31 protein-coding genes and 2 pseudogenes are annotated in these 22,394 nt (G+C 33.6%); 10 read left to right on the top strand and 23 right to left on the bottom strand.

Annotated elements, in window-relative coordinates; all coding sequences use genetic code 11:
* Positions 1–236 precede the first annotated feature (236 nt).
* Entirely contained in the window at positions 237–671 is a 435-nt protein-coding gene (locus tag VQL36_RS05710; protein ID WP_349248387.1) for a hypothetical protein, read from the top strand.
* Positions 672–951: 280 nt separating this feature from the next.
* On the opposite strand, the gene VQL36_RS21130 is transcribed toward VQL36_RS05710, so the two are convergent.
* The 3 genes from VQL36_RS21130 to VQL36_RS05700 form a co-directional block, all read right to left on the bottom strand.
* Positions 952–1,050: a peptidase G2 autoproteolytic cleavage domain-containing protein gene (locus tag VQL36_RS21130; RefSeq protein ID WP_413789559.1), complete on the bottom strand. Its 99-nt coding sequence runs from the start codon at positions 1,048–1,050 to the stop codon at positions 952–954.
* A gap of 333 nt (positions 1,051–1,383) precedes the next feature.
* On the bottom strand, positions 1,384–1,605 hold the full coding sequence (locus VQL36_RS05705) for a hypothetical protein (protein ID WP_349248386.1): 222 nt from the start codon (positions 1,603–1,605) through the stop codon (positions 1,384–1,386).
* 497 nt (positions 1,606–2,102) lie between these two features.
* Positions 2,103–2,315 (bottom strand): hypothetical protein, encoded by a 213-nt coding sequence (locus VQL36_RS05700; RefSeq protein WP_349248385.1) that lies wholly within the window; start codon positions 2,313–2,315, stop codon positions 2,103–2,105.
* 294 nt (positions 2,316–2,609) lie between these two features.
* Here VQL36_RS05700 and VQL36_RS05695 point away from each other — a divergent pair, with 294 nt between their 5' ends.
* Positions 2,610–2,837: a hypothetical protein gene (locus VQL36_RS05695; RefSeq protein ID WP_349248384.1), complete on the top strand. Its 228-nt coding sequence runs from the start codon at positions 2,610–2,612 to the stop codon at positions 2,835–2,837.
* Between the two features lie 769 nt (positions 2,838–3,606).
* Here the strand turns inward: VQL36_RS05695 and VQL36_RS05690 are convergent.
* The 6 genes and pseudogenes from VQL36_RS05690 to VQL36_RS05665 all read right to left on the bottom strand — a co-directional run bounded on the left by VQL36_RS05690 (position 3,607) and on the right by VQL36_RS05665 (position 7,671).
* Positions 3,607–4,077 (bottom strand): hypothetical protein, encoded by a 471-nt coding sequence (locus VQL36_RS05690; protein WP_349248383.1) that lies wholly within the window; start codon positions 4,075–4,077, stop codon positions 3,607–3,609.
* A gap of 1,442 nt (positions 4,078–5,519) precedes the next feature.
* Positions 5,520–5,984: a hypothetical protein gene (locus VQL36_RS05685; protein ID WP_349248382.1), complete on the bottom strand. Its 465-nt coding sequence runs from the start codon at positions 5,982–5,984 to the stop codon at positions 5,520–5,522.
* Positions 5,985–6,130: 146 nt separating this feature from the next.
* A pseudogene (locus VQL36_RS05680) lies at positions 6,131–6,482 on the bottom strand (terminase large subunit domain-containing protein); the annotation flags it as partial.
* Positions 6,482–6,760, bottom strand: coding sequence for a hypothetical protein (locus VQL36_RS05675; protein WP_349248381.1), 279 nt, complete (start codon positions 6,758–6,760; stop codon positions 6,482–6,484). The gene VQL36_RS05675 and the pseudogene VQL36_RS05680, both read right to left, overlap by 1 nt.
* Positions 6,761–7,159: 399 nt before the next feature.
* Positions 7,160–7,372 (bottom strand): hypothetical protein, encoded by a 213-nt coding sequence (locus VQL36_RS05670; protein ID WP_349248380.1) that lies wholly within the window; start codon positions 7,370–7,372, stop codon positions 7,160–7,162.
* A gap of 8 nt (positions 7,373–7,380) precedes the next feature.
* Entirely contained in the window at positions 7,381–7,671 is a 291-nt protein-coding gene (locus VQL36_RS05665) for a hypothetical protein (protein WP_349248379.1), read from the bottom strand.
* A 900-nt stretch (positions 7,672–8,571) separates the two neighbouring features.
* Here VQL36_RS05665 and VQL36_RS05660 point away from each other — a divergent pair.
* From VQL36_RS05660 to VQL36_RS05640, 5 genes and pseudogenes are all read left to right on the top strand, one after another.
* Complete coding sequence (locus VQL36_RS05660; protein ID WP_349248378.1) at positions 8,572–8,721, top strand: hypothetical protein; 150 nt, start codon at positions 8,572–8,574, stop codon at positions 8,719–8,721.
* Between the two features lie 356 nt (positions 8,722–9,077).
* Positions 9,078–9,191 carry a YjcZ family sporulation protein gene (locus tag VQL36_RS05655; RefSeq protein WP_349248377.1) on the top strand — a complete coding sequence of 38 codons (114 nt, stop codon included), beginning with the start codon at positions 9,078–9,080 and terminating at the stop codon, positions 9,189–9,191.
* A 285-nt stretch (positions 9,192–9,476) separates the two neighbouring features.
* On the top strand, positions 9,477–9,656 hold the full coding sequence (locus VQL36_RS05650) for a hypothetical protein (RefSeq protein ID WP_349248376.1): 180 nt from the start codon (positions 9,477–9,479) through the stop codon (positions 9,654–9,656).
* A gap of 21 nt (positions 9,657–9,677) precedes the next feature.
* Complete coding sequence (locus VQL36_RS05645) at positions 9,678–9,806, top strand: YjcZ family sporulation protein (protein WP_349248375.1); 129 nt, start codon at positions 9,678–9,680, stop codon at positions 9,804–9,806.
* A gap of 280 nt (positions 9,807–10,086) precedes the next feature.
* A pseudogene (locus VQL36_RS05640) lies at positions 10,087–10,458 on the top strand (site-specific integrase); the annotation flags it as partial.
* A 312-nt stretch (positions 10,459–10,770) separates the two neighbouring features.
* On the opposite strand, the gene VQL36_RS05635 reads toward VQL36_RS05640, so the two are convergent.
* Both VQL36_RS05635 and VQL36_RS05630 read right to left on the bottom strand, forming a co-directional pair.
* A complete protein-coding gene (locus VQL36_RS05635; RefSeq protein WP_349248374.1) occupies positions 10,771–10,908 on the bottom strand; it encodes a hypothetical protein in 138 nt (45 codons plus the stop codon).
* 705 nt (positions 10,909–11,613) lie between these two features.
* Positions 11,614–12,882, bottom strand: coding sequence for a helix-turn-helix transcriptional regulator (locus VQL36_RS05630; protein WP_349248373.1), 1,269 nt, complete (start codon positions 12,880–12,882; stop codon positions 11,614–11,616).
* 510 nt (positions 12,883–13,392) lie between these two features.
* On the opposite strand from VQL36_RS05630, the gene VQL36_RS05625 reads away from it, so the two are divergent.
* Both VQL36_RS05625 and VQL36_RS05620 read left to right on the top strand, forming a co-directional pair.
* Entirely contained in the window at positions 13,393–13,620 is a 228-nt protein-coding gene (locus VQL36_RS05625) for a helix-turn-helix transcriptional regulator (protein ID WP_349248372.1), read from the top strand.
* Between the two features lie 327 nt (positions 13,621–13,947).
* Complete coding sequence (locus VQL36_RS05620; protein ID WP_349248371.1) at positions 13,948–14,211, top strand: hypothetical protein; 264 nt, start codon at positions 13,948–13,950, stop codon at positions 14,209–14,211.
* 138 nt (positions 14,212–14,349) lie between these two features.
* Here the strand turns inward: VQL36_RS05620 and VQL36_RS05615 are convergent, their stop codons facing one another.
* A complete protein-coding gene (locus tag VQL36_RS05615; protein ID WP_349248370.1) occupies positions 14,350–14,580 on the bottom strand; it encodes a hypothetical protein in 231 nt (76 codons plus the stop codon).
* Positions 14,580–14,921 (bottom strand): YolD-like family protein, encoded by a 342-nt coding sequence (locus VQL36_RS05610; RefSeq protein ID WP_349248369.1) that lies wholly within the window; start codon positions 14,919–14,921, stop codon positions 14,580–14,582. The genes VQL36_RS05615 and VQL36_RS05610 overlap by 1 nt, the downstream gene beginning before the upstream one ends.
* Positions 14,922–15,222: 301 nt before the next feature.
* Between VQL36_RS05610 and VQL36_RS05605 the strand changes: the two genes are divergently transcribed.
* On the top strand, positions 15,223–15,474 hold the full coding sequence (locus VQL36_RS05605) for a hypothetical protein (protein ID WP_349248368.1): 252 nt from the start codon (positions 15,223–15,225) through the stop codon (positions 15,472–15,474).
* A 90-nt stretch (positions 15,475–15,564) separates the two neighbouring features.
* On the opposite strand, the gene VQL36_RS05600 is transcribed toward VQL36_RS05605, so the two are convergent.
* The 10 genes from VQL36_RS05600 to VQL36_RS05555 form a co-directional block, all read right to left on the bottom strand.
* Entirely contained in the window at positions 15,565–15,804 is a 240-nt protein-coding gene (locus VQL36_RS05600; protein ID WP_349248367.1) for a hypothetical protein, read from the bottom strand.
* A gap of 3 nt (positions 15,805–15,807) precedes the next feature.
* Positions 15,808–16,590: a peptidoglycan recognition family protein gene (locus VQL36_RS05595; RefSeq protein WP_349248366.1), complete on the bottom strand. Its 783-nt coding sequence runs from the start codon at positions 16,588–16,590 to the stop codon at positions 15,808–15,810.
* Positions 16,591–16,594: 4 nt separating this feature from the next.
* A complete protein-coding gene (locus VQL36_RS05590; protein WP_349247824.1) occupies positions 16,595–16,828 on the bottom strand; it encodes a BhlA/UviB family holin-like peptide in 234 nt (77 codons plus the stop codon).
* A gap of 122 nt (positions 16,829–16,950) precedes the next feature.
* Entirely contained in the window at positions 16,951–17,106 is a 156-nt protein-coding gene (locus tag VQL36_RS05585; protein ID WP_349248365.1) for a hypothetical protein, read from the bottom strand.
* 397 nt (positions 17,107–17,503) lie between these two features.
* Positions 17,504–18,766: a group II intron reverse transcriptase/maturase gene (ltrA, locus tag VQL36_RS05580; protein WP_349248364.1), complete on the bottom strand. Its 1,263-nt coding sequence runs from the start codon at positions 18,764–18,766 to the stop codon at positions 17,504–17,506.
* Between the two features lie 194 nt (positions 18,767–18,960).
* Positions 18,961–19,101 carry a hypothetical protein gene (locus VQL36_RS05575; protein WP_349248363.1) on the bottom strand — a complete coding sequence of 47 codons (141 nt, stop codon included), beginning with the start codon at positions 19,099–19,101 and terminating at the stop codon, positions 18,961–18,963.
* Positions 19,102–19,399: 298 nt separating this feature from the next.
* Positions 19,400–19,612 carry a hypothetical protein gene (locus tag VQL36_RS05570; RefSeq protein ID WP_349248362.1) on the bottom strand — a complete coding sequence of 71 codons (213 nt, stop codon included), beginning with the start codon at positions 19,610–19,612 and terminating at the stop codon, positions 19,400–19,402.
* 202 nt (positions 19,613–19,814) lie between these two features.
* Complete coding sequence (locus tag VQL36_RS05565) at positions 19,815–19,919, bottom strand: YjcZ family sporulation protein (RefSeq protein WP_349248361.1); 105 nt, start codon at positions 19,917–19,919, stop codon at positions 19,815–19,817.
* A gap of 2,028 nt (positions 19,920–21,947) precedes the next feature.
* Complete coding sequence (locus VQL36_RS05560) at positions 21,948–22,103, bottom strand: YjcZ family sporulation protein (RefSeq protein WP_349248360.1); 156 nt, start codon at positions 22,101–22,103, stop codon at positions 21,948–21,950.
* Positions 22,104–22,140: 37 nt separating this feature from the next.
* Complete coding sequence (locus VQL36_RS05555; RefSeq protein WP_349248359.1) at positions 22,141–22,278, bottom strand: hypothetical protein; 138 nt, start codon at positions 22,276–22,278, stop codon at positions 22,141–22,143.
* Between the last annotated feature and the right edge of the window lie 116 nt (positions 22,279–22,394).

Genomic DNA, 22,394 nt, shown 5'->3' with positions numbered 1-22,394 from the left:
ATGAAAAAATTCCTAAAACACTCTGAATTATAGAAAAACCTCACTTAAATAATGGTGAGGTTTTTCTATTTCCCTTGACAAATTCATTTGTGATTGCGTGTCTTATTACAGCAGATAACAAAATGACACCAACAAATGCGGATTTTTTGTAACCTAAGATATATGTCCAATCATGTATCAAATCTAATTCATAAGATATATCATTAAATGAAATTTATTTAGGGGGGTGTTTTCAAATGTCTTTTAAAAAAGAACCTTTTATTGTGTGTGATCAATCAACACAATCAAAAAGCTTGGACCCAGATACAGAAATTACAGTCCTTACAGTTGAAGTATGTGTGCCACAACCTCAAATCACACAGGTGAAATTAGATTCTACTGTAGAAATTATTAGAATCCCATCAACTACTTTCTTTTTTTCTCAAGTAGACTATAGATTGTATAAAAATGGAATGACATTAGCAAGTCAATCAGATATCGCTAGTCAAGACCTTACTGTTATCCTTCCTGTAAATACAATTGATGCATTAACATGGTGTGATAATAACCCAGATCCTGGGTTAAACATTTACGAAATTAGAATGGAGCGTATTACGAATGATGAGGCAAACATTTCATCAGTAGAAGCTCGTACTAGAGGGTTAAATGCTAGCGTGTTATTCCTAAAATAATGTAAAATAAGTTCCATTCGTACTACTAAATCATAAATTTTCGTATATGGACTTAAATTCAAAGATTGTTGTTTTGGAATCATCTTATTTCAAATTGATAACCTTAATTAAACAGAAAAAAAGGTATGTTCCTTCATATTTTGAAGAAATATACCTTTTATTAATTAGGGAGGACTTTTCAGTGGCCTCCTATATGTTCCCTTTCTTGACCGTATGCCCCAACAACTCTTCCCTTAATTTTTCTCTGCTTTCCATTATGCATCTCTCCTATTGTATTCGTTTAAAATTGCATACCAGCTTCCCATTCTGGTCTTTCTGATCTTGGAACATATTGTTTGTCTGGATCATATTCTGGATTTAGCTCTTGTCTTTTTTCGATTCGCTCAGGAAATATGATTTACTAAATGCCAAGAGTTATCTTCAACCGCTTGACCTGATCGTCCCATAATATGCGCATTCACCCTATTATTTGTATCTGTTCCGTTTCCTTCAGCATGGGAACATTCACCTGAAGCAATCGTATTACAACCTTCCGCATGAGACGCTAATCCTTCAGCTCTAGTACCATCTCCTTCTGCGTGAGAACAATCATCTAAAGCTACCGTATTACAACCTTCCGCATGAGACGCTAATCCTTCAGCTCTAGTACCATCTCCTTCTGCGTGAGAACAATCATCTAAAGCTACCGTATTACAACCTTCCGCATGAGACGCTAATCCTTCCGTTCTTGTTCCATCGCTATTGTATTTCTCCCTTCGGAGTGTGAAGCGTCTCCGCTTGACATTGTATCTCTTCCCTCGGAATGAGAATTCTCTCCGCTTGATCTCGTACTTCTACCTTCAGCAAGAGAATTGTCTCCACTAGCTACCGTATTTCTACCTAACGCTGTGGTGCATTCTCCCGTTGCTTCTCGATTACAATTTTTTCTATCCATTCATATAATTTTCTAATATAAATGACTCTCTAGAGCACTATATGAAGTAAATTGTATAGATGAGTGGACTCCAACCTACCCTCTTAAAAAAAGGTGTTTACCTATGAAAATTAATTCATATATCAGATATTAAGAATTAAGGATTGTGAATACTAAAACAATTGCAACACCTGTGGCGAACCACTGTTTAGAACCTATTTATGTAGTGGGGTTTTAATATATAAAAAAATGTGCTCTTGCATCAATTAAATAACCCCACTATAACTAATAGTGAGGTTTCCGTAGAAGGATTCTATGAGCGGACACCCTCCTATTACTAGGAGGTTATATACATTCTATGTTCAAACCCTTCATTTGGTATAGACAACTGACTTGTTTGTTTGAAAATGTGTTCCAACCCAAGTCCCCATACATAAAAATAGAACCTATACTGTGTATGGTTCTTAACAACTCATTATAAGCAGTAATGAAGGATAGCTCCTCGTTTTTATATATAGTTAAATTCTAATTCTAGATTGAATTAGATATACAGTTAAACCTAAAATAGGAAAAAAGATTGCTCCAAATAATACAATAATCGCATATTGTTTAGAATTTCCTCTTCTTCTAGCATCTCTATATGCGTAAACACTTAGAATGGTATTTAGAATAAATATGATATAAATACCTATTGAATTTATACCTGCTACAAAAAATTCTAAAAGTTCCACTTTGATGACCTCCCCAATCTCAATGTTCGTTTCTTGATTAAGAATCCTAAGGTAAGTACATAATCAGAACATTAGTCCTTATTATACACTAATAAAACATATGATGGATTAAAAGTATAAATAATACTTGAACAATTCAGACACCTGTAGTAAACCGTAAATCGACTGTAAAGAACCTCACTAATTAAGTTAGTGAGGTTTTAAAATATAAAATTGTGTACTCGCACTAGGTTGTTAGTCCAATCAAAATAGATGTTCTTAACGTAGTATGTATTGTGAAAGGAGGAAGTAAATATGGATCATAGAAAACGAAATTGTGTATTCCTGAGTTTGGCCACCCGTGTAGATTGCCGTTGTAAAGATGATTCTGGGAACTATAGCTATTCAATAGAAGATGATATTCTAGATTTAGAAAAGGTTGATATTAGAAATCATGTAGAAGATTTGCTTGACGCCGTTCCAAAAGATCAATGTGTATTCCTGAGTTTGGTCACTCGTGTAAACTGTGGTTGTAAAGATTAAGAATACTATAAAAACCTTGAATTTAGGAACAGTAAATAATTTTTGTATTTAATCTAACTCAGTAGAAAAAATCACTAACCATTATAATTATAAATAATTGGGGATAAAATACTAAATTTAAATATTCTATCCCCGATTCATATTTAACAATCTTCACAAAGCCCAACAGGAATAAATTTTTTGACATTTATTTTCATCAATAACGTTATCTGTACCTTGGTCAATAATATCCGGTGTATTTCCTATTAAACAATTGGAACGAACTTTGTTATTATTGGTGTTATTTTCTAACAAAATTTCTGTTAAATCATTTTTGACGATATTCCTTCGTGCTTGTTCCCTTTAATTACATTTTTAAAGCTAAGCTGTTTTCCTCAGCGAAAATAATTCCATCAATTTCATTATACCTTAACTTTATGAATAATATTTTCCGTAGTACTAATTTAAATACAAAATTACGAACCGATAGATTTTCAAATCGTTATAAATCCCAATCCCTGACCCTATTATTCGTATGCAATCCAATCCTGCACTATCGTGATCGATTCATTACAGGTATGCATAAAAGAAAATTTAATTATATAAATATGGGTTGTTATTCATAGTTCCTCAACCTTTAGAGGGTTGTCCTACTATAATACTTAAAAAAAGAAAAGAACTGATATATATATAATATCAGCACGCTTCCATTTTAGTTAAGATACCTTCTTCTTTAAATCGATGTGAGTGTCCAAGGGGGTATCCATTAAACTTTTATTGCTCTACCTCATTAATCGACTCCACCGAAGTTTTCTATTTTACAACTAGATATGGCTACTGTAGACATAAATTCCCCTTCTTCAGTACCAATGACAATTCCTTCTCCAACATCTTTAATTGTCACATCTCTAAAAAAACTTCCAGCTAGAAGGGGTGTCTCCTCCCCTATCATAGATTGTGCTATATTTGTTGCTGGATCTTCAACACATGAACATTCTCCAATGTTTTTTCTAATTGGTTTTAATTTGAAATCAAAATCTCCTACTATTTGAACAACACAAATTTTATGAATTGGAATTTTATTAACAATGGAACCATCATCAAAAAAAGCAATAAAATTATCAACAGCAATTATAGTACCCTGATTAGTCACTGCGCTAAGAAGAAATATAGTAATGTTCTCCTCCCCTACCAACTGCTCCAAAATACATTGCATTGGACAAACGCAGCAATTACAGGTAGTTTCATCAAAATGACCCATAGATATCACCTCCTTCTTACTTTATTTGATGAGATATTTTATGTATTAAATGGTCTGCATGATTGGACTTATGTCTTAGGTGATACAAAATCCGCATTTGTCGGTGTCAGTGGATGCAAGATGTATGCAGTACAAGTACCGCCTCTATGAAGAGACGGCACATAAAGTTTAAATATAAAATTTTATTTTTAAACTGGTATTTAGAATTCAAGTACTGTTGCTATTAAGCTTCGAGAGTCAACATTAATAACGATGTTCCTACTAAGATTCCAGTGTACATTGGAGGATATAAGTATTGATACCACCATTTGAATTATTATCTACTACAGGGAAGTTTGGAAAGTTGTTAAACTTACCTCCTAACTTCTTAATTTAAAATAACATTTCACATTATCTTATGTGTCATCTCATATATCTGCTTGGACTGATATCTGTAGACATTCACACAAAAAACCAAGGAACTGCAAAAACTCCTTGGTAAAGGAGGAAGTCAATGGGGTTGTGTTTCAATGAAAAGGAAAACCGGATTTACAATACCTTCACAAATTCGTTGACCATTACAAGGGAATATTACCTCAACCGATTGTTTTATTTTATTAAATAGGTTTTAGATTAACTTCCACTAGATGGATGAAAGGAGCTTTTTTATTTCATTTAGGTGAACCAATAGGCATTTCGACAATTAAACAAAGAACCTCAAAGGGTAAATGATATTTAATCTACCCATCCTCTTTAACAATAAAAAACCCTGCTATTAGGTAGCGAATCTACAATTGTCATGATTCCATAGTATTATAATAAATAACAGAATGAATAGCACTAAAACAATCGCAGCTCCACTACTAGAGCGTCTTCCATAAGCACTCATGTTAACCCCTCCTTTCTGTATATGATGTAATATAATATGAAAGGAAAATCTATTCTGTCTGGACAGATGTCCTAGGGCAAGTACACTTTTTTCATAGATTAAAACCCCACTACATAAATAGTGAGGTTTCAGTAGAGGAGATATATGAGCTAATCGCCAGGTATTATATTTCAATTAATTATTTTTATTTATACAAAAGTCGCAGCTGCTAAAATGATAACTAAAAGAATGAATAGCACTAAAACAATCACAGCTCCACTACCAGAACGTCTACCGTAACAACTCATTATAATGCACCTCCTAAACTATTGAGATAATATATATTTATGTTTAGTTAAATGAATTTGTATAGTCGAGTGTCCTAGGGCAAGTACACATTTTTCATAGATTAAAACCTTCATTTGGTATAGATAAGTGACTTGCTTGTTTGAAACGGTTATATTTTGCCAAAATTATTTTTAGTATTGCTGCTATATTAAAACATAAAAAAAGAACCAATAATGTCATTGGTTCTAACCGTTATCCAATATAACCGATTAACAATAGAGTTTTATTTTCAAACTGGTATCTCACATTATAATACTGTGGCTTTTAGGCTTCGAGAGCCAACAAACGTAAGAGATGGACCTGATACGTTTGTACAAACCAGATCATACGTATTGATTCCACCAATTGGATTATTATCTAGTATAGGGAAGTTTGGAAAGTTTGTATGTCTTCCACCATCTGGGAATGTTCCAGTTGGAACATAATCCATTTCATCATTAATTATTGCAAGAGTAGTACCATTACGAATAATCTCATATTTCACTTCAAATGTTAAACTTGTAGCACCAGTATTTATATTAGCTACGGCAATTTGAGCCATTGAATCCAACGATACTTGTGTTCTCTGTGGTTGTTCAACACACACATCGACAGTAGCTACGGTTATAGGGTCGTTTGTATCAAGTTGAATCATATTTGGATCAGTAGTATCATATGGATCATCTACCGAAACCGTATCATCTACAACAAAAGCTCCTTTCTTTAATCCCATAAACTTACCTCCTAACTTATTAAATTAAAATATCAGTTTATATTATTTTATGTACAATCTAATGTAGTTGCTTGGACTCTTATCTATGGGCTGGAATGTAAAAATGAACGCTGCATGCTGCATGCGCCCTTCCATTATATCTCCTAACTTTGTGATTTCGCATTTTTACGTCCCACTTGCCAATACGCCTTTCTAAAACGCCTGTACCCTGTGTCTCTATGAATCCAACCGTAGATATTTCCGAATATGAACACTTGAATCTCATGGGGTTCAATTCGTTTCCCTCTAAGTATGCCTTTTGTATGTCTAAATAAGTGCATCCATTTGAAAAAACGAATCGCCTTATCTTCGTTAAAAACATAAGGAAAATCATCTGTTCCCTCCTTCTCTATATCTCGTAAGAATCATACAAGACCATTTATGTTTTTGGCAAGCGACAACCTCACCTTTTATGACATCGTGACAATAGTGGATCATCCATTGCTTCAGGTTTAACATTAAACATCTCCCCCAAAATCTTTTTCTAGCTTTGTTTGTTCTTTCACTTCCTGCTTGGGGATCACTAATTTACACCTAGTGGAAATCGTAAGACCAAGATCAGAAGCTGCAGCACGACATTGTGAAAAGTATTTATCTTGGCTTTTAGTTAAGGACGCAAACAATCCACTAGGGTATTCTTCTATTCTCGTACCGATCTCGTTACCCTCATCATCCTTAATCGGGATTTCCATTTGTGATATAGGATCTCTTTCTAAAAGCTGTTCCGATATTTTCAAATACAATTTCTTAGAAATTAAATTCTTTAATCTGTTCTTTCGTTAAATTTTTATTCCCTTTGTAGAGAAGCAAGTCTACGGGTTGCCTTGGTCTTGCCATACTATTTCCTCCTCTCAAAAAAATTTCATTTAGGGAATTTTATATAAAGAAAAGGGGCAGTCGGTTTAGAAGCCTTATTATAGAGACTTTTTCATCCCCCCTATCCCCTTACAGACACACTTCTAACGCTTCTTAATTAGTATTGGTAACACGTGATTTATAAATAACGCTATAAGTATAACCTCCTTCAATCACATTTGGATTTATCAAATGACACCCATAGAAAAAAGCTTCTTCCGTAAAAAGGAGAAGCTTTTGCTATGTGTTTAACTTAGGTAGCTAGTGAGGATGTAGCTTTTTTAGACTGTTCGAAACTTAAAAGACTTTGATTTGTTAATTTGTTGTTGGGTAAGTGGTGTAATCCTTGTTATTGCACAAGAAGAAAAGAAGTCAGTTTCATTAAGATCACCAAGATTTCTACCAACGACAATACCTTCACCAACATTTATTATTTCAACTTCAAATGTCTCTACATTACCGATAAAATCAAATTCAACCATTTCACCAATCATTGACTTAGCTAAATTTGTAATGGTTCTTCACAACATGCGCATTCTCCCTTGCTTTTCCTTATCGGTTTTATATTTACTGGGATGTTAGGATCAAAGGTTGAAACTAAAAAAATTTGACAAATTGGGAAATCACCTACATTTGTGAATGCTATAAAATCTTTTACTTGTTCAATTATAACTCCATCATCAAAAAATGTCGGAGTTACAATACCTACATCATCAATACCCACCAACTGTTCCAAGATACATTGTATTGGACACACGCAGCAGTCGCAAATGGATTTATCAAACGTTCCCATCGGGATCATCTCCTTCTTATTTTATTGATAAAATATCTTATGAATGGAGTGGCATCCATAATTGAGGCATATGCACAGATACAGAGATGAACGTCTTGTACGTGCATCTGGTGGTGATATTGCGATAGGGGGTACTCCTTACGGAGCTGCTCTGCAGCAGGAATTGTTCTAGTACTATTCATTCTTCTTGTTATTATTTTAATTGCTGCAAGTGGACATTCGGGATATCTTACATTTCCTGTCAGAGTAGGTAAGTGTTTTAGTCAGCAATTATGCTAGTCCTTTTCATCCTTTTAGTTATTATTTTAGTTGCTGCAAAGTGGACGTTCGAAATATGGTTCATCTTTTCAAGGTGATCACCTTCTTTCATCTTTTCCACGTAGATTAGATTTGCCGATCGCTGAACATAGAATATATTGGCAACCACTATTAAGCACTCATAAAATCTCTCTACGGTGTAAACCTCACTATTTATGTAGTGGGGTTTTAATCTATGAAAAATGTGTACTTGCACAAGGACACCTGTCCAAACAAAATAGATTTTTTAAACATATTATATACTACATCATAATATAGAAAGGAGGGATTAACATGGGGGCAGTTATAGTTTTGGTTTTATTCATTCTATTAGTTATTATTTTAATTGCTAGTTGGGGGGTCCACGTGGTGGGGAGGTGTCCAGATACCGCTTTTTAACTACTGGATAAACTCAAAAATAGCACGGTTCTTTACTGTTATGTTATTAGCAGAAGACCACTTTCAATTTGGTGTAAACCTCACTATTTACATAGTGGGGGTTTAAACTATGAAAAATGTGTACTTGTATCAGAGCATTAACCCAAGCAGTTTAGATTTTCCTTTCATAGAATATATTACATCAAATAGAAAGGAGGGATAAACATGAGTGGACACAGTGGTTCTGCAGCAGGAATTGTTCTAGTACTATTCATTCTTTTGGTTATTATTCTTATTGCAGCAAGTGAACGTTCGAGATATGAACGAAATGAGTGCTTTGCCTGCCAGTGCACTAATGTATCGGTGATATTCTAACTAATAATAAATTCAAATCCCTGCCTATTTAAAGCAGGGTTCTTTATTGTTAAGGAGGGTGGATAGACTGGAATTAAATCATTCACCCCTTACGAACTTATATAATTTAAAATTGGTATAATAGCACATTTCTAACCAAGCAAGTCACTTGTCTATACGAAATGAAGAGTATGAACATAGAATATATGGCAGAACTATAATGCTCTCATAGAATCCTTCTACGGAAAACCTCACTATTTATATAGTGGGGTTTTAAACTATGAAAAATGTGCGCTTGTATCAGAGCATTAACCCAAGCAGTTTAGATTTTCCTTTCATAATATATAGTACATCATGTATAGATAGGAGGAATTCGAATGAGTGATTATGGAAGACGCTCTGGTAGTGGAGCAGCTTTAGTTCTAGTCCTTTTCATTCTGTTAATTATTGGTTTTTGGACTGCCACTGATGCAAGTGTTGGAAAATATTAGCTTCAAAGCCCTGCCTGTTTAAAGCAGGGTTTTTTAATGTTATGGTATAATAGCACATTTTCAAACAAGCAAGTCATTTGTCTATACCAAAATGAAGGGTTTAAACATAGAATATAAGGTAGAACTATTTATCCACTCATAGAATCCTTCTACGGAAAACCTCACTATTTATCTAGTGGGGTTTTAAACTATTAAAAATGTGTACTTGCACTAGGGTACCAGTCCAATCATATTAGATTATTTAACATAGTATATAGTACATCAAATTGATTGGAGGTGATTTTTATGGGTAGTTATAGTGGTTCTGCTACAGGCGCTGCTATAGTATTAGTGTTATTTATACTTTTAGTTATTATTTTAATTGCTTCAAGAAGACCTACTTATTCAAAAGGAGTAACTATAACTTTTGAGGAACCGGATGCGCGAGATGTTTTTTTGGGTGATGTAAGCCTGGATTTTTTTTGATAATGTAAGCCTGGATATATAATGAGTGGACACAGTGGTTCTGCTACAGGAGCAGCATTAGTTTTAGTGCTCTTCATTCTTTTGGTTATTATTCTTATAGCAGCAAGTGGACATTCGAGATATGATTCACTTAATCCATTACCAAAATAAAATTAGCAATTACTTCAGGATTAAGACGCTCAGAAATTCTGGGTTTAGAAAGTAAACATATAAATTTTGATGAGGGAACAATTACAATAAATCAAGCTGTTACATATACTAAGATTAATGGATATGTCATTGACAAACCTAAAACAAAGAAGAGTAAGAGAACCATCTCATATCCCTCCTCGTTAGAGCAGGATTTAAAAAAGCTAATTCATCAAAAAAACAAAAATCGTCTTGCAGCAGAAGAACTTTGGAGTGATGGAAATAACAATTTCTTTTTTCTGATTGGAAAGGTAAACCTTTGAATCCTTCAAGTTTAACTACTTGGTGGAGGAGGTTTATCAAAAAGAATAATCTTCCTAATGTTACAATGCACGGATTAAGACATACTTCTGCAACACTTTTAATAAACCAAGGAATCCATGCTAAAATCATAGCAGAAAGATTAGGACACTCTGATATTAGAGTAACAATGAATACCTATGGTCATGTTTTAAAATCTGCCGATAAAACTGCATCAAGCAAATTTGACGATATTCTAAAATCAAAAAAAAGAACAATTTTAATTTGTCCTATTTCTTCCTATTTTATTCAGTTTAAAATGATTAAGTGTGGACAAGTATGCAAAGATATGTCGGCAAAATGTGGGTTTTAATTTAGTAGATGTAATTTTAAAATACTAATATTTCTCAAAAACCCTTGCCACTTCAACGTTTTATATGGTGGAGCCAAGGGGGATCGAACCCCTGACCTCTACGCTGCCAGAGCTGAGAGGGGTATTTACCTTGGTATCCATAAGTGACATCCCTTATTCTACTGCGGTTTGTTCTTACTTAACTTCTTTAAAATTACCCTTCTGCAAAGACTGTGTTGTCAAATTGGTTGTCAAAAGGTATTTATCTAACATTGATATAGCAACGAAAAAAGACCTTTTAAATTACTCTAAGGTCTTTTTTTCTTAAATTTTTTATTTAAAAAAATCTTTATCCGATAATATTTTTTCGTGTTCTTGTGCTTGATGAATTATATTACGGAGCTGATTCATGATTTTAGTTGGGTTATTAACTATGGAGATAATTTTTTCTAATTCAACTTTTTCATTCATATAAAATACTCCCCTTAATTAATTATTATGTTAATTCTATTATACACCAAATTTAGTATTTTTACGAACATATGTTCCTAATTTAATAATTTTCATATAAAATTTGATCTAAAATTTTTAAAAGTGACTTATCAATCAAAGTCGTTTATAATTAGTTTGAATTTTTAATTTTTTATTTGTCCCTGGTGATTGCTGTGAACAATTATCAGGGATGTTCTATGTATCACCATCCTAGATATACAGAACTTAGAGTACCTACTTATACAATTTAAAAGGAAAAAGGTTTCAGTTTATGGAAGAACTTGCAAAAAAAAATCATTTTTCTTCAATATACGAAAGTTTTATCTCCTCATATTTTACCTCCTGCTTCTTTTAGATTTACCATTTACCAAGACAATAATGGTTATAGAGAACTGATTTAAAGAGATACAGTATACGGCTTGGTAAATTGTTTATAACTATCAGACAATTTATATTTTAATATAATTTGTTATATATAGTATTTTTGAAAAATAACAGCATATTCCTTTTTTACATAACAAAACCATCCACTAATAAAGTAGGATGGTTTTGTATATTTATAGCTACTTTTTCTACCAACCTGTATCCATCTCATTAAGTAATGTCATAACCGTAATGATTTCCGGTGTGATTACTACTGCAAAGGCAAAATAAGCTAAAGACTTGAATATTTTTTTCATAATATTAACCTTCTTTCTTTGTTAAATGAATTTTTAATTTTTCTATAGTTTTAAAAACATCTATTTCTCTATTGGATTCATGGGTATTCATAATTTCCCGTAAACATTCTTTTTCTTTCTCGATCAAGTCAATCATAGCATATCTATTTGCTGCTTCTAAATAAAATTTAATTCCTTCCTCTACTCTATTCCTTAAGATATAATAATCCCCTTTGAGTCTGAAATAGTAGGCTAGTTCAGATTTTTTAAACGGAGTAACTTGCTTTATGGATAATATTTTTTCTTCTAGCTGTAAAAGTTCTTCAATTGCTGATAGGTTTTTAATTTGTAAGTATATTTTAATTAATTGGTTTACTACATGTAACAAGGCGTTATCTCCAAAGTGCAGTAAATTTTCTTGTAAGATTGCAATAGCCAACTGATGATTTCCATTGGCTGAGTGCAACATTGATTCGTTTAACTTTGTATTATCTTTTACTTCAGGAAGGGGAAATGTCTTATATTTATCTAAATATGCTTTTGATTGTTTATAATCACCTAAACGATAGTAACCATTGGATAAAGAACCAATAGTGTTTGCCAACATTCTAGTGTCAGTTATTTTTTCCTCTAATGCCTTTTTATTTAATTCTACGCTCTCCTCAAATAGACATATGTAATAAGCATGAACCCCTAGTTTACAATAGATCAAACCCTTTTCTTCGCTTGTAAGAAAATCCTCAAAAAATAAAACACTTTTACCTGAAGAAAAAGTTGACCTTAATTTAGTAAAATCGTCTCTCTCAATAAAGTATGACTGCATTAATCCTTTTGCAATATAAGGCATGATCCCATGGGCTCTTGAATAACTAATAACCAATTTATATAGCGATAACCTAACAGATGGTTCTTTAATACTCTTTGTCTTTTCGAATAATATTTCTACTAAATCTATGCTATTCTCTGTCGGCGAGCTAAGAATTTTCTCCCCTAATTTAGTAATTAAGCCAAAATTACTCTCCTGAATAAAATCATTTAACACAGAAAATAAAACTTCTAATCTTTCCTCGTTATCAATATATAGATCCATTATCTTTTCATATGGTATTTTCAATATTACCCCAATCTTCAGGATATTCTCCAAGTTTGGACGTTTTGTTTGTCCGGTTTCGATTCTAGATATGACAGCCTTGTCAACGTTAGTTAATTGTTCTAATTGTACTATTGTCATTTCTGCTTGTTTCCGATGATATCGAATGAGCTCCCCTAATGATGAATAAGTTGTGGTAATCATTACTTTCACCCTTTTTTTGAGTCAATATTTTAATTGCTATATTTAAACAAATTGTGGTATTAGATAGGGTTATTATAACAAAAACTGGTTCTTTTTGTGTTGGGAAACATGTTTTGAAAAACGTTTTTAATTTAATAAAAGAAAGATTTATTAATGCAACTCTTGGATAAATATAACATTTGCGATAAACATAGAAAGCCACTGTGTTTAACACCAGTGACTTTTTTATTCAATCTACTTGCATCACTCAATTTAATTTCCCCATCATAAAACCTTTAACCATATTTATTAGCCTCAAATATCCTGTATTAATGATATGGATATAAAACCTAAAATTAACCTTTACTATAAGTTCACCTTTCATTTATAAAACCTCCCTGGCGTGTATTTGTTAGAGTGTATGTGACATGGATTGTACACTATGTCAGGAGTTTGACAAATTTAATTTTGGAAATAGTATATTTTTTAATTAACCTGTCCATCATGATCATTAAAAGGAGTGTGATGGAAATGGTTTGGGGTAAAGGTTTAGGACGTAGGAGAACAAGACTTGGAAAATATTTAGATGATAATGAAGTGACTCAACAAACTATTGTAAAAAAGTCTGGCATTAGTAGAGATACAATGTCTAAATTATGCGGGGATAAAAATTACTCTCCTACCGAAAACACGAAACAAAAAGTTGTTAAAGCCTTGAAAGAAAAAGACAAAAATGCAGATATTAATACATTTTGGTAATTGTAAAATATTTGATATAATAGAGTTACCTTTTCTTTAATCATTAATAGATTAGTTTATGGGCTAATGGTCTCATTAGGGATGAGATCGAACCACTGACTTTAAGTTGGTGGTTTTTTATATATAAAACTTCCATTAAACAAGGTTCGTAAATTTCATATCAACCTAATCTCTAAAAAAGAAAAAAACCACAAGTAGAATGAACTCTTCTTGTGGTTTCATTACCTAGTCTTCTAAGACTTATTCAAGATTAGTTTTTTAGTTTCTCAAAAAATGGTGTAGAATAATAAAAAAAGAGGTGAATTTCCATTGTTCAAAAGGCGTTGGTTGGTAATTATAGTAATAATCATATCGGGTTTTATTTATTTAAATGGACAATCAACGACTTCAGCAGTTGCATTCGTTGTTGATATTAATGATAGTGATAGTACAATTATTGTTGAAAATCTAGATAAAGAACGGACAACAGTTCGTGTTCCTAGATCAACTATAAAGCTGATAGAAACAGATTCTGAATATTTTGTAGTTTATAAGTATAATAAATGGACAAATTGGATAACAACTCCAAAATTGAGTTCCATTGAACCTTAATAATAAACTACCAGTTATTTGAATGCTGCTTATCTTCCTTTAATATACTTTGCAAAACAAAGGAGACTTAGATTTAAAAACTTCATTATTTAAATTTAGTTGGAATTTAATTCACTTAGGGCTTAAATTTGCGTTTTCTCATTTAAACGGTGAATCATAATCCCTAGAATATATAATCTTTATATCTTGTGTATCTCCATTATCGCATTCTATATACCCACCTCTAACAAGTCCGTTTAATACTGAACGGACTGTTTTCTCATCTTTACCTGTTTTGATTTCTAGTTCAGGAATGGTTGGCATTCTACGTTTTGAATGAGAAAAGTTATACAAAATTCGTAATACCTTTCGTTCAAGGTCGGTAAGCATCACGAAACCCCCACGATATCATCAAACTTAATCCACTCATATTCACTCTCAAACTCTAGTTTAATTTGTTTTAATTGGGTATCAAATTTAGTTACTGTTCCAGTTTTAAATTCATTCTTACCAAATGAAGTAAACAATTCAATTGTTATTTCTGACTCTTCCATCATGGATTGGGATAACTGCTCTGATATAACATTAACTTCTTCCTCTGCAAGTTCAGGTTTCGACTTTCTGGTTAATTCATGTTGAAAATCATTTATACGTTCTTTATGTTCAGGAAGCATCATTCTGCTTGATTCCCATAGCATATTAGAACCAGGTGTTAGTTTATTTTCTTTCATTCTTATCACCTTTAATGGAGCATTTGTTCTTATTATATAAGAGGTACAAGAGGATATGCAATAGCACAATTTCTTAAAATAGGTACACGTCCAATCAAAACACTAATAAAAACATATGATAGATTAAGAGCACTAGAACAATTGCTGCTCCTGTAATAATTCCACTTTAGAGAACCTCACTATTATATAGTGGGGTTTTAATCTATTAAAAATGTGTACTTGCCCTAGGATACCAGTCCAAACAAAATATTTTTCTGATCATAGAATATATTACATCTTAGTATAGAAAGGAGGGGATATCATGAGCGGAATTATTACAGGCGCTGCTATAGTATTAGTTCTCTTCATTCTTCTTGTGATCATTTTAAAGAGTTCTAGGGGAGGTTCTAGGGGAAGTTCTTGGGGAAGTTCTTGGGGAAGTTCTGATGAAGAAAGATTAGCGGAATTAAATGCAGAATTAAGATTTCTTGAAGCAACTAATTTTCTAGGACAAAACAACGTTCTAATTGCTGCAATTCGGGCTGAAATATTTGCAATTGAGAGTATGATGTAAAGAATTTTGTGTATTTAGAAGAATTCCAGTAGAAAACTACTAACAATAAGTTAGGGATAGAATTTTAGACTATATTCTATCCCAATTCACTCACTTCTGTACTATATTCTTTGCTCCACTCCATAACCCACTAGCAGCCAATCCCATTACTATGCCTACTAGAATAGCTTTTTTTGGATCACCAGGAGCCACATAAAAAATACCAGTTGCTACCCCTAATATTAGAGAAAAAACTGGTAATAATTTAGCTCCTAACCCTAATTGTTTTGCGAGATGCACGAGTGCCACAATAATAGGTACGACTGCAAAATCATAAACTTGAAATTCCATATTTTATATTCCACCTTCCAATGTTTTATTTGATAATCGATCTAACATAACAAAGAATAACCAAGGCATATCCTGTAAAACCTCGTCAGGCTTGTCCTCTACTTTCTTTTTCCATTCATCAACATCAAGTAGCAATTCTTTCTCATTTATGTTTTTAATAGATTGATGAGCCATTTCTATCTGCCATTTTTTTAACTTCAAAATCAATTCCTCCCTCGGTAAACAATCATAATATTCTTTCACTACATCCTGTAATAACCGGTCATATGATTTCCCCATTTTTGATAAAGCGTTTTGTGGGTCTGTTTTACGCTGTGGATCAAGAATGTGATGTCCAATAATCGCTTTGACAGGATCTAATCCAAACTTAAAACAGATACAAGCAATTACCCATATATACCTTTTATAAGCTTCTTCATTATTAATACTGCCTCTCTTATGAGAAAAACAAAGCTCAACACCTGCTGCTATATCATTCGCATCATCACCAAATATCTGATTATCCAAAGGTTTTTGATATAGCACATGCCAAGCCTTTTCTGGTGTATCTGTAAGTAAAGGAATACACTCATAAATACCTGTGTCATCAACAAATATATGAGCTGAAGCATACATGACATTATTTGAATTCTCGTAATAGGTAATGTTTTGTAAAGCTGTAGAACCATCATTTCCTGTATCGTGAGCAACGATAAACCCCACTTCTGGCATCTTAATTCCTGATCGTCTTTTTGTGCCTTTAGTGAGGTATTTCTTCGTGATGGGATATTTTACTTTGAAGGTCATATTTTCACTTCCTTCCTGACATTTTCTCTTTCAATTCACGTAATTCATCAATAATCATGTCGTACTTTTCACTAAACTTTTCTAATGTACTAATCAACTGACCTTCCCTTTCCTTATGTGACTCAATTAGTTTATCCTCTCTTTCTTTGCTATTTCTCATTACATAAATAAGTAACCATACAAAAAGGACCGCAAAGGGTCCCTGAGTTAAAAAATATTGAATGATATTTAATTCCAATCTCTCCACCCTCCTTAACAATAAAAAACCCTGCTTTAAATAGGCAGGGATTTGAATTTACTATATAACTTATCTCTTTAGAAGAAAAAAATTCTTCTGGAAAATTCCCTTCAAGAAAACCATTAACGTGGACCACCGAAATGGAATAACTCTGCTTGTACCTCTGTACATCCGTATCTCGAACGTCCACTTGCAGCAACTAAAATAATAACTAAAAGAATGAATAGTACTAATACAATTGCAGCTCCACTACCAGAACGTCTTCCATAATCACTCATTCGAATTCCTCCTTTCTATATATAATGTAATATATATTATGAAAGGATAATCTAAACTGCTTGGGTTAATACTCTGATACAAGCGCACATTTTTCATAGATTAAAACCCCACTACATAAATAGTGAGGTTTTCCGTTGAGGAATTCTATGAGTGGTAATAGTTCTACTTCATATTCTATGTTTAAACCCTTCATTTGGTATAGACAACTGACTTGCATGTTTGAAAATGTGCTATTTTACCAATTCAAACAAAAAGGACCGCAAAAGGTCCCTGAGTTAAAAAGTATTGAATTATATTTAATTCCAATCTATCCACCCTCCTTAACAATCGAGTAGGAGGGGGCGGCTAGCCCCCGACCTCTCACACCACCACACGTACCGATCGGTATGCGGCGGTTCATGTCATATTCCGTAAGTATTTGTATCTATCCATTAAACTTCGCAAACCTTGATTTGACCAGAATTTATTATTCATGGTTCTATGAAGAATTGGACTACAGGCAATTCTCCAGTATTTCTTTCTCGAGTTACCCCATTCATATGCCTTCTCTCTAGGGATACCTAAACCTGTAAGTTTCCTTACTTTCGTTTTCGGTTTCTTCCATTGTTTCCAAAGACACATCCTTAATCTTCTTCGTATCCATTCATCCAATTCTCGAAAGATCGTAGGTGTATCTATTAATGCGTAATAGCCACACCATCCTGTTAGATATTGATTGAGTTTCTTAATTCGCATCTCCATAGCTACGGGACTTCTCCTTGATGTAATCTCTCGTATCTTTGCTTTCACTCGTTGCATGGATACTTTGGATATCCTCACTTTTGGATTCTTCTTGTCCCAACTAAAGGTGAAACCTAGAAACTTTCGTTTCCATGGTCGGTCTATCGCGCTTTTCTCTTGGTTTACCTTCAACTTTAGCTTGTTTTCGATGAATTCTGTTACTGAACGCTTCACTCGTAATCCTGACTTCCACGTTTTAACATAGATGTTGCAGTCGTCCGCATAGCGTACGAATCTCAGGTTTCGCTTTTCTAGTTCCTTATCTAGTTCATCTAATACGATATTTGATAATATTGGACTTAATGGTCCACCTTGCGGCGCTCCTTCTGTCGTAGGTTTAACGAGTCCATTTACCATCACGCCAGATTGGAGGTATTTTCGTATAAGTTTTAATAAGGTTTTATCTGGGATTCGTTCTGCTAACTTTGCCATGAGACGATCATGATGCACTCGATCAAAGAATTTCTCTAAATCAATATCCACTACAATACGGTATCCTTCTTGCATGAATCGTCTTGCTTTCCTCACTGCATCATGTCCTCGTCTCTTTGGACGAAAACCATAGCTTTGTTCAGAAAACATAGGATCAAATATTGGGGTTAATACTTGCGTTATTGCTTGTTGAATGAATCGATCTATCACAGTGGGGATACCAAGAAAGCGAGTTCCACCGTTCGGTTTCGGGATTTCGACCCGACGGACTGGACTCGGTTCATAAGCCCCCTTTTCCAACTGCTCACGAAGAATATGCCAGTTTTGTAGAATATGTGTCCGTATCTCTTTGACAGACATGCCGTCTACTCCATGGCTTCCTTTGTTCGCTTCCACTCGCTTGAGTGCTGTAATTAAATTTTCCTGTGACAATAATGACTCCATCATTCTTAGATACGCTCCTTACGTGAATTGTTCTCCTGTTCATGCCATGAGTAAATTCAGCCCTTCTGAGTACCCTCATGGATTCACCATTACTTTCCTCAGATAAGTCCGTACTGGATTGTCTGCTTTCATCACTTACTCTTGAAATTCCAGTCGTTCAATTCCTATTTCATGTTCAGCCCTTCCGTTTACTGTCGTCACAGCTCACGTACTATGGCGTCTGCTGACTTCTGTATGTTCAGCCTGCTTTCACAAGCAGGGTTACGAAGTTTACTTCGCATTTCATACAGATCTCCCCAGGTAAGAATGCAGTCTTTCCTTCCATCTATCTGCTCCATTTACTCTGTACCATCTTTGGCAGAAAGGGCTTTGTTTTGTTAAGCAAACTCACCCAATGATACCTAGCCTTATATGAAGTTCGTGTTCCTCAGACCGGAAGTTTGCCGCTCGCTTCCTTCAGATTCCGCATCACTACGGACACCCTTGCGTTGAGCTAACTGCTACTTCTGCCTTCACAGCTCGGGACTTTCACCCTATAGACTGCACCCATGCTGGGCGCACTTAAAGAAACCCTGCTGTAATAGACAGGGTTTTGACTGTATAACTTTATCTATTCATAGTTGATAAATACTTAGATTATAATAATGTTTGGGACTCAAGGACTCCCGCACCAGTTAGAGGTCCAGCTCCTAATTGTTGAAAAGCAAAACCTAGAGGAGCACCAGCACCAGTTCCTGAACCGACACCATTCCAACTACTCGAACGTCCATTTGCAGCAATTAAAATGATAACTAAAAGAATGAATAGTACTAGAACAATTCCTGCTGCAGAACCATTATATCCACTCATGTTAATCCCTCCTTTCTATATAAAGTACTATATATTATGTTCAAAAATGTAAACTGCTTGGGTTAATGCTCTGATACAAGCGCACATTTTTCATAGATTAAAACCCCACTATATATAGTGAGGTTTCACCGTAGAGAGATTATACGAGCTGATCTATAGATATTATGTTTCAATTTTTATTGCAATTATTTTATTCATTTATTTAAACAAAGATTGCAGCTGCTAAAATAATAACTAGAAGAATAAATAGCACTAAGACTATCACAGCTCCACTACCAGAGCGTCTGTAACCACCGTAACAACTCATAAATATCACCTCCTCTATACTTGGAATAGTACATAATATGTTTAGAAAACCTATTTGGGTTGGACGTGTGTCCTAGGTAAGTACACATTTTTCATAGAATAAACCCCACTGTATAAATAGTGAGGTTTCCTTAGAGATATATATGAGTTTACAGGGCTAATATATTCTATGTTCAGCCTCTTCATTTGATATAGACAAGTGACATGATTGTTAAAAAATGTGCTATTTTCTTATGAGTTCCTATATTTGTATATTTTTGGTTTATTTCAACATTTGCAAATTGTTCTCTTATATTTCCCTAATCCACCCCCACCACCTCGGAACTGAATTTACCTCATCAGTTCTAATCTTTCGACAAGTTGGACTGTCAACACTAAACTAGACAACTTTTTTAAGGTCAGCTAGTAAGAATGTAATACGCTACTTTAAATCTTCTCAACCCCTAGCACAACCCATTTATTTATTAGTCGGAGGCTTTTATTGAAACCAGCTCAACTATGATGTCAATCAATAATTCATTAACAAAATCTATAAATCCTTTAAGTAAAAAAAAGATTATTACCCCTATTAAAATCATACATCTCACCTCCGGCTATCCTTTATGTTCAGAGAACTTCATCCTTATGGACTAAATTTTTAGTGTAAATACATATTTATGATAGAAACATACATAAAAAAAGTCTATACTTGTCATATTTGTATATGTCAAGATATATTAGGGGTAAAAATTTATAAGCTTTTTTCTACAAATTTCTTAGATAGTAGTCTTATACAATGTTAGTTAAATGAATTTGTATAGACTAGTATTCTAGTACATTTTGCATAGTGGCTAGTGAAGCATACAGTATAGAAATTAGTGTGATTCCCCACTAGTTACTTTAAATAATCGGTGAGGAAGTGTCTTTTTTAAATGTCCGAAACCTAAAAGACTACATAATAGCATGGTCTAATATCTCTCATGCATCTGGATTTTCTTTAGGCATTGCTGGTTGAGACCCTCTAAAATATCATCTCTAAAAACAACAGATGTACTACACCCTAAACCCCATGAGCCTGTTAATAATAACCAGTACAATAGCTGCACCTGTAGCAGAACCACTATAAATATCCATAAAAATCTTTCCTTTCAATAATATGTAATATATACTATGTTAAATAATCTACTTTGTCTGGACGGGTGTCCTAGGGCAAGTACACATTTTTCATAGATAAAACCCCACTATATAAATAGTGGGGTTTACACCGTAGAGAGACTTTATGAGTGGTAATAGTGGCTGCTATTATATTATATATTCAAACTCTTCATTTTAGTATAGACAAGTGACATGATTGACTGAAAATGTACTATTATACCATTTCAAAATATAAGTTCTATTTAGCCTTAAACCCTACTTTAAATAGGCAGGGTTTTGAATTTACTGTATAAAACGTTATCTATTCTCAGTATATTCCTAGAAAAGGCATTCACATTGGATACAATCCCCAAGGAGAGAACATCCCCTGGAATAACCTCTACTTGCTGCAACTAAAATGATAACTAAGAGAATAAATAGTACTAGTACAATTACTGCACCCATAAAAACGCCTCCTTTCTATATTTGATGTACTATATACTATGTTCAGAAATCTACTTTGACTGGACGGTTGTCCTTGTGCTAGTACACATTTTTCATAGTTTAAAACCCCACTACATTAAATAGTGAGGTTTCCGTAGAAGGATTCTATGAGTGCATAATAGTAGGCTGCAATATATTCTATGTTCTACCCCTTCATTTGGTATAGACAAATGACTTGATTGTTTGAAAATGTGCTATTATACCAATTCAAATATATAAGTTCATAAAAGGGAATGATATTTAATTCCAATCTATCCACCCTCCTTAACATTAAAAAACCCTGCTGTTAACATAAGCAGAGTTTTGAATTTACTATATAATTTTGCTCATGAAGTTCTCCGTTAGTGGAGATGCTTCACTGGGATGCCTGCATAAGTGGTGGTTCAATTGGAAAAGGAATTTTTACAGCACATCATTGTATTATACATACCCCACGGCAAATTACATCCATTGATTGTAAATTACGATTACGATTATAGGTTCTAATTGAAGCTAACAAGATTATTACAAGTAGTATAAATAAAACTAGAACTAAAGCAGCTCCAGTAGCAGAACTATGTCCGCTCATGTAAATCCCTCCTTTCTATAATATGATGTAATATATACTATGAAAGGCAAAAGGGATCAATTACACATGCCTCGCAACATGTAGCTCTAGCTCCCCCCCAAGAAGCAATTAAAATGATAACTAAAAGTATGAATAGTACTAGAACAATTCCTGCTGCTGAACTATGTCCGCTCATGTAAATCCCTCCTTTCTATATATAATGTAATATATACTATGAAAGGAAAATCTAAACTGCTTGGGTTGATGTTCTGATACAAGCGCACATTTTTCATAGTTTAAAACCTCACTACA

This window comes from Chengkuizengella sp. SCS-71B (genome assembly GCF_040100845.1).
Taxonomy (GTDB): Bacteria; Bacillota; Bacilli; order Paenibacillales; family KCTC-33759; genus Chengkuizengella.
The sequence above is the reverse complement of the archived record's forward strand: the minus strand, read 5'-3'. Positions and strand labels throughout refer to the sequence as shown.

Coding starts and splice junctions, on each gene's coding strand:
- VQL36_RS05710 (WP_349248387.1), top strand. CDS start 237: ATGTCTTTTAAAAAAGAACCTTTTATTGTGTGTGATCAATCAACACAA.
- VQL36_RS05705 (WP_349248386.1), bottom strand. CDS start 1,605: ATGGATAGAAAAAATTGTAATCGAGAAGCAACGGGAGAATGCACCACA.
- VQL36_RS05695 (WP_349248384.1), top strand. CDS start 2,610: ATGGATCATAGAAAACGAAATTGTGTATTCCTGAGTTTGGCCACCCGT.
- VQL36_RS05690 (WP_349248383.1), bottom strand. CDS start 4,077: ATGGGTCATTTTGATGAAACTACCTGTAATTGCTGCGTTTGTCCAATG.
- VQL36_RS05685 (WP_349248382.1), bottom strand. CDS start 5,984: ATGGGATTAAAGAAAGGAGCTTTTGTTGTAGATGATACGGTTTCGGTA.
- VQL36_RS05670 (WP_349248380.1), bottom strand. CDS start 7,372: ATGATTGGTGAAATGGTTGAATTTGATTTTATCGGTAATGTAGAGACA.
- VQL36_RS05665 (WP_349248379.1), bottom strand. CDS start 7,671: ATGGGAACGTTTGATAAATCCATTTGCGACTGCTGCGTGTGTCCAATA.
- VQL36_RS05660 (WP_349248378.1), top strand. CDS start 8,572: ATGAGTGGACACAGTGGTTCTGCAGCAGGAATTGTTCTAGTACTATTC.
- VQL36_RS05655 (WP_349248377.1), top strand. CDS start 9,078: ATGAGTGATTATGGAAGACGCTCTGGTAGTGGAGCAGCTTTAGTTCTA.
- VQL36_RS05650 (WP_349248376.1), top strand. CDS start 9,477: ATGGGTAGTTATAGTGGTTCTGCTACAGGCGCTGCTATAGTATTAGTG.
- VQL36_RS05645 (WP_349248375.1), top strand. CDS start 9,678: ATGAGTGGACACAGTGGTTCTGCTACAGGAGCAGCATTAGTTTTAGTG.
- VQL36_RS05635 (WP_349248374.1), bottom strand. CDS start 10,908: ATGAATGAAAAAGTTGAATTAGAAAAAATTATCTCCATAGTTAATAAC.
- VQL36_RS05630 (WP_349248373.1), bottom strand. CDS start 12,882: ATGATTACCACAACTTATTCATCATTAGGGGAGCTCATTCGATATCAT.
- VQL36_RS05625 (WP_349248372.1), top strand. CDS start 13,393: ATGGTTTGGGGTAAAGGTTTAGGACGTAGGAGAACAAGACTTGGAAAA.
- VQL36_RS05615 (WP_349248370.1), bottom strand. CDS start 14,580: ATGCTTACCGACCTTGAACGAAAGGTATTACGAATTTTGTATAACTTT.
- VQL36_RS05610 (WP_349248369.1), bottom strand. CDS start 14,921: ATGAAAGAAAATAAACTAACACCTGGTTCTAATATGCTATGGGAATCA.
- VQL36_RS05605 (WP_349248368.1), top strand. CDS start 15,223: ATGAGCGGAATTATTACAGGCGCTGCTATAGTATTAGTTCTCTTCATT.
- VQL36_RS05600 (WP_349248367.1), bottom strand. CDS start 15,804: ATGGAATTTCAAGTTTATGATTTTGCAGTCGTACCTATTATTGTGGCA.
- VQL36_RS05595 (WP_349248366.1), bottom strand. CDS start 16,590: ATGACCTTCAAAGTAAAATATCCCATCACGAAGAAATACCTCACTAAA.
- VQL36_RS05585 (WP_349248365.1), bottom strand. CDS start 17,106: ATGAGTGATTATGGAAGACGTTCTGGTAGTGGAGCTGCAATTGTATTA.
- ltrA (WP_349248364.1), bottom strand. CDS start 18,766: ATGATGGAGTCATTATTGTCACAGGAAAATTTAATTACAGCACTCAAG.
- VQL36_RS05575 (WP_349248363.1), bottom strand. CDS start 19,101: ATGGAGCAGATAGATGGAAGGAAAGACTGCATTCTTACCTGGGGAGAT.
- VQL36_RS05570 (WP_349248362.1), bottom strand. CDS start 19,612: ATGAGTGGATATAATGGTTCTGCAGCAGGAATTGTTCTAGTACTATTC.
- VQL36_RS05565 (WP_349248361.1), bottom strand. CDS start 19,919: ATGAGTTGTTACGGTGGTTACAGACGCTCTGGTAGTGGAGCTGTGATA.
- VQL36_RS05560 (WP_349248360.1), bottom strand. CDS start 22,103: ATGAGCGGACATAGTTCTGCTACTGGAGCTGCTTTAGTTCTAGTTTTA.
- VQL36_RS05555 (WP_349248359.1), bottom strand. CDS start 22,278: ATGAGCGGACATAGTTCAGCAGCAGGAATTGTTCTAGTACTATTCATA.